General features: G+C 69.4%; 4 protein-coding genes. All 4 read left to right on the top strand.

Translation table 11 applies throughout. The features are described from left to right. Positions 1 to 399: 399 nt before the first annotated feature. The 4 genes from ACF08M_RS41225 (at position 400) to ACF08M_RS41210 (ending at position 5,178) form a co-directional block, all read left to right on the top strand. On the top strand, positions 400 to 861 hold the full coding sequence (locus ACF08M_RS41225) for a GNAT family N-acetyltransferase (protein ID WP_392190453.1): 462 nt from the start codon (positions 400 to 402) through the stop codon (positions 859 to 861). A gap of 539 nt (positions 862 to 1,400) precedes the next feature. Next, complete coding sequence (locus tag ACF08M_RS41220; protein WP_392190452.1) at positions 1,401 to 3,026, top strand: trypsin-like serine protease; 1,626 nt, start codon at positions 1,401 to 1,403, stop codon at positions 3,024 to 3,026. Positions 3,027 to 3,143: 117 nt separating this feature from the next. Further along, entirely contained in the window at positions 3,144 to 3,923 is a 780-nt protein-coding gene (gene cseB / locus ACF08M_RS41215; protein ID WP_392190451.1) for a two-component system response regulator CseB, read from the top strand. Between the two features lies 1 nt (position 3,924). Continuing rightward, on the top strand, positions 3,925 to 5,178 hold the full coding sequence (locus ACF08M_RS41210) for an ATP-binding protein (protein ID WP_392190450.1): 1,254 nt from the start codon (positions 3,925 to 3,927) through the stop codon (positions 5,176 to 5,178). Positions 5,179 to 5,622 lie beyond the last annotated feature (444 nt).

Raw genomic sequence — 5,622 nt, 5'->3', positions numbered from 1 at the left:
GGCTGCCTCCCGCTTCACCTCGCCGCTACGACGGCGAAGCGACGGTGGTCTTCCACCTCCGTCCGAAACAACAGCGCCTCGTGGCGCACTGACAGCATTCTTACCGGCACCCCCAGATGTGAGACCGGCAGCTGCTCGGCTTGGGCGTCCTTTCGGATTGCCGCGAAGAGTGCGGGCTTGTCCGCGGTCTTGGTGAAGCTGCGCTTGGGACTCCTGGGTTCCATGCGCTTCTGCCGCACCAGATCGGACAATGCCTGTTCCAGCGCGTCTTGCCGGCGTCCGGTGACTGCTGCGAGACGGTCGGCTCGCGGGCGTTTGCCTCGTCCGTAGTCCGGTGGACCGACGAGGTATCCGCGCAGGTAACGGCTCCCTCAGTACACGAAGGCGGACCAGAAGGAGATCCTTGGCAACAGCGGTGATCCCTTCGGTGTCGCCTCGACCGGTCTGACCTGGCTGCCGAAAGAAGAACACTTCGGCATCAGACACGAAGACCGCCTCGTGGCACACACTGGCCTGCTGCGACTGCCTGTCGCGATCGGCGACACCGAGACAGAGCTGGTGGGCGTCGGCGGGGTGGCCGTCGCACCCGGCATGCAAGGTCAGGGCCTGGCTCGGCTCGTCGTCACAGCTGCCCTGGAGCACGCCCGCACGATGGGTCCTCAGCACGCACTCCTGTTCTGCCGGCCTCCCCTCGTGCCGCTCTACCAGCGCCTCGGATGGCACCCGCTCGACAAGGACGTACTCGTCGAACAACGCGAAGGCCGCCTGGTGGCCATGCCGCTGCGCACTATGGTGACGCCCCTGCGCGACGACGCCCGCCGGCCCTCAGGGCGAGTACGGCTGTCCTCTCTCCCTATGTGACGGAGGGCCACTCAGCGCGGCGACAAGGGTCCGCCCATCCCACACCGGTCCTCACCTGATCGTTTGCCAATCAATCCAGTCGCCGCAGACCAACGCGAACAGAGCGACTAACTTCGCTGTCAAAGGACAGGGTTCATGTCCGCTGTCATCCAATCGAGGCGTCCTCGACGGCAAGGACCCGACCGCTCATGGTGCCGATCGGGGCCCCGCCGCCACCTGCTCACCGGGACGGGATTTCCGGCAAGGGCAGGGACCGGCCGCCTTGGCGCAGATGCCGTCCCCGAGCCTCCGCCTCCACCGTCACACTGCGACGGACAACGGCAGCGGGCCGCTTCCCCTGCGTGTCCACGGCATCGTCTGCCCGGCCCCGGACTCGCTGATACACAACTGAGCGGCTGCTGTGCTGAGTTTGATACGCGGGAGAGACCCTCCGGAGGGCCACTGGGTCCAGGCTCGGTGCCGGACGGGACAGCCGACTGCTGTCCCCAGCACCAGCCCGCCGGAACGATGGCCGGCGGCAGACGCAAGGGGAGCCACGCATGCACACGTCGACAGGCCGAAGGGCGGCCGCCGCCGCCCTGACGACGGGGATCGCGCTGACCGCGGCCCTTTTAGCACCCTCGCCGGCGCAGGCCGTCGTGGGTGGCACCGAGTCCACCCAGGCCTACTCGTTCATGGGCTCGTTCCAGCTGTCCTACCCCGCCCCGCCGCGCCCGGACAGGCACGGCTGTGGGGTGGAGGTCCTCGCGCCACAATGGGTCCTGACCGCCAGCCACTGCGCCGGCCGGAACCCGACCAATGCGAAGGCGGGTGTCCCGCGTGGCTGGAAGGTCCGGGTCGGGTCACTGGACACCACCTCCGGCGGCGAGGTCGCCGAGGTCGACCACTACTACCGGCTGGCGACCGTTCGCGATGAGGGAGGGTTCTGGGGCCGCGACCTCGCGTTGATGCACCTGCGGACCCCGGTCCGGGCCAAGCCGGTGCGGATCGCCTCGACCACGCCGCCGGACAACACCCCCGTCCGCATCATGGGCTGGGGCATGACCTGCGACGACTACGACAACTCCGGGTGTTTCCCCAAGCGGTTGCGAGAGGCTGACACCGTGGTGCAGCCGGTCTCGACGTGTCCGAAGGCCGAGCCCATCGGAGATTTGTGCGTCGGTAGCGCCGACGGCAGCGTCGCTGCGTCGAACATGGACTCCGGCGGTCCTGCGCTGGTCCGCGAGGGCGGTCAGTGGGCCGTGGCCGGTGTGGTCAGCGGCCCCGACGACAGCGGCAAGACGCTGTACACCGATGTCACCAGGCACGCCGACTGGATCAACGGCATCATCACGGGCACCGACGTTCCCCCCGATGATCCGATCCCGGACATGGAAGGGTCGGTGGACCTGGACAACTGTGCGGGCTCGGTGGTCCGTATCCCCGCCTCCCGTCCGCAGGACCCGGCGCTGTTGCTGACCAACGGTCACTGTGTGCAGGGACAGTGGCCCGCGCCCGGAACCGCGGCAGTGGACCAGCCTGCCGACCGCGAGGTGTCCATCGTCGACCGTCAGGGCTATCCGCAGACCACGGCCCGTGCGAAACGGCTGGTGTACGCGACGATGACCGGCACCGACATCGCGCTCTACCGCCTGGACAAGACCTACGCGCAGTTGAAGGCCGAAGGCGCGAAAGTCTTCCAGCTCGCGTCCGCCCCCGTGCGCGCAGGCGACCCACTGACCGTGGCCTCCCTCGGCGCCCGCCACCACTGCACCGCCGAGGCCGTAGTCCCGCACCTGCGGGAAGGTGGCTACCAGCTGAACAACTCAATCCGCTACACCACCACCGACGACTGCAACCCCTGGCACGGCGACTCGGGTTCGGCTCTGCTGACCCCCGACGGCACCACGGTCGTGGGAATCCACAACACCCACAACGACGACGGCGAGCAATGCACCGACAACAACCCCTGCGAAGTGGGCCCGAACGGGGAAGTGACCTCCACGAAGGGCCGTAGCTACGGCCAGCAGGTTCACATGATCACTGGCTGTCTGGCCAGTGGATCGAAACTGGACCTGTCCCGCCAGGGCTGCACCCTCACCGGTGCCCCGCCCCGTCCCGACCACCGCGACAGCCACCTCGGTGACCAGGACCCGAACCACAGCCCCCAGACCCGCGAACCCTGACCCGACAGCATCACCGGCGAACCCGGCCCCGGCGTATGCGTGGTGGAGGCAAAGTTCGGCAGGGCGGGATGCCCTGTCGCATGATGGACCTCCAGCAACTACGTCCGATGGGGAGAGATGTCAGATCCAGTGGCCGGGGGAACCGCCCTGGTGCCCGTGGCGATCCTGCTCGTGGAGGACGACGAAGTGATCCGCAAATCGGTCTCCTTGGCACTGGAGCGCTACGGCTACCGTGTCACCTCCGCCGGTGACGGCCTGACCGGACTCGAACTGTTCCGGGAGGGCCGCCACGACCTGCTGCTGCTGGACGTGATGCTGCCCGCCCTCGACGGCATCGGGCTGTGCCGCCGAGTCAGGGAGACCAGCATGGACCCGATCCTGATGATGTCCGCGCGCGGCGACGCCCTGGACGTGGTCTCCGGCCTGGAGGCGGGCGCCGACGACTACGTGGTCAAACCTGTCGACACCGCGGTGCTGGTGGCCCGGATCCGCTCGCTGTTGCGGCGGGCGAACTTCAACCCCGCCACTGCCCCGGCCTTGCCGCACCACCCCCCGACCGAACTGGTGGGCGGTGCGGCAAGGCCGGAGGATTCCGGTCGCCCGGGCGAGCGCGCCCCGCTGGTCTTCGGCGACCTGACCATCGACACCGTCGGCCTCGACGTGTTCCGGGCGGGCCAACCGGTTGCGCTGGCCCCCACCGAGCTGCGGCTCCTGCTGGAGTTCGCCGCGAACCCCGGCGTCGTTCTGGACCGGCACATGCTGCTGCGCAACGTGTGGGACTACGGCTGGGACGGCGACAGCCGCGTGGTCGACCTGTGCGTCCAGCGGCTGCGGAGGAAGATCGGAGCCGAGCGGATCCAGACCGTCCGCGGGTTCGGCTACAAGTTCCGGCGCTGACATGGATATCCTGCGCGACCTGCTGAACTGGCGTTCGCTGCGCTGGAAAATCGCCGCACTTGTCGCCATGGCTTGCTGCGCCATCGCGCTGACCGTCGGGGTGCTGGTCCACCGCAGCACCCTGGCCCGGTCCCTGAACGACGGCAGGGCCAAGGCCCTGACGCAGCTGTCCCGAGACCTGCAGGACCACGAACGGAACGTCGCCCCGCCCGACTTGCTTCGGATGTCGCCCGAGGCCATGCCCGTCGAACTGTTGCGCCGACTCCGCGGCCCGCAGGGGCTGGAAGACGGGTATGCCACCTGGTACGACGGTGACGACCCCGGGGACCACCCGTCGATGTGGGCGGCGCAGATGTACCGAGGCAGCCCCGTGGCGGTCGAGGTCGACATGACGTCCGACCTGCTCACCCGACGGGCCCTGGACCGGCACATGTGGAAGTACTCCCTGGTCGCGCTGGCCGTCGTCGTACCGCTGTCGGCGCTCGCCGCGGAGCTACCCAACCGCAGGCTGCGGCGGGTGGCGCGGACCGCACGCAGGATCACGTTCGGTGACCTGGCCGCCAGGACCAGGGCCGACCGCGGCAGCGACGAGATCGCCGAGATCTCCGCCACCGTCGATTCGATGGCTGACAGCCTGTCCGGGCGGCTCCTGGCCGAGCAGCACTTCACCGCCGACGTCGCCCACGAACTGCGCACCCCGCTGATGGGTCTGGTCACCGCGAGCGGGCTGCTCCCCGAGGGGGAGGCCACGGATCTGGTCAGGGACCGGGTGGGGGTGCTGCGGACCCTGGTGGAGAACCTGCTGGAGATCTCCCGGCTCGACGCGGGCGCCGAACAGGCCGACACCCAGCCGGTACCGCTCGGCGAGTTGGTGACGGAATCCGTACGGCGCACCGGGCTGCAGACACAGCTCACCACGTCCGGCACCCTGACCGCCCAGACCGACCCGCGTCGGCTCGACAGGATCGTCACGAACCTGGTCGTCAACGCCCACCGGCACGGTCGCGCACCCGTCGAGGTCGACGTGGCGGCGGCCTGCGTCACCGTACGGGACCACGGCCCGGGCTTCCCCCGCCGGCTGCTCGCCGACGGACCCCAACGGTTCCGCACCGGCGCGTCCGAACGCGGCCGCGGCCACGGCCTCGGGCTGACCATCGCGCTCGGCCAGGCCCAGGTCATCGGGGCGTCGCTGTCCTTCGCCAACGCGCCCGACGGCGGGGCCGTCGCCACGCTCCGCCTCCCGCCCGCCGACTGACACATCTGACGGCGGCCCGACTCAGTGGCCGTCGATGTACGTCACGGAACGCCGCACGGCACGACGGGCCACGGAGCCACGCCGTCGACGCGCCGACGGCTTTGGACAGACGTCCTCTGGCACTGCGAACTGCCGAAACCTCATCCGCCCTGGCGAGGGGGGCGTCTGGCACTGCCAGGTTCGCGGCGAGGGCCTCGGCGAGTGTGTCGATGACGTAGGCGGCGTCCTCGACCGCGCCTGTGCTCCAGGTCCCCGGCGTCACCGTGTCGGCCAGCTCGCACGCCGCATCGGCCACTGCCCCAGCCGTTCTGATCGCTTGCCATCCAACTCGGGGTGCCGGTAAGAACCGTGTCAGTGCGCCACGAGGCGCTGTTGTTTCGGACGGAGGTGGAAGACCACCGTCGCTTCGCCGTCGTAGCGGCGAGGTGAAGCGGGAGGCAGCCT

This window comes from Streptomyces sp. NPDC015032, from assembly GCF_043080425.1.
Taxonomy (GTDB): domain Bacteria; phylum Actinomycetota; class Actinomycetes; order Streptomycetales; family Streptomycetaceae; genus Streptomyces.
Note: the sequence above shows the minus strand (reverse complement) of the source record. Positions and strands in the feature narration are given on the sequence as shown.

Bases quoted from the DNA above. Each gene is read 5' to 3' on its own strand.
- ACF08M_RS41210 (WP_392190450.1), top strand. From the start codon at position 3,925: ATGGATATCCTGCGCGACCTGCTGAACTGGCGTTCGCTGCGCTGGAAA.
- cseB (WP_392190451.1), top strand. From the start codon at position 3,144: ATGTCAGATCCAGTGGCCGGGGGAACCGCCCTGGTGCCCGTGGCGATC.
- ACF08M_RS41220 (WP_392190452.1), top strand. From the start codon at position 1,401: ATGCACACGTCGACAGGCCGAAGGGCGGCCGCCGCCGCCCTGACGACG.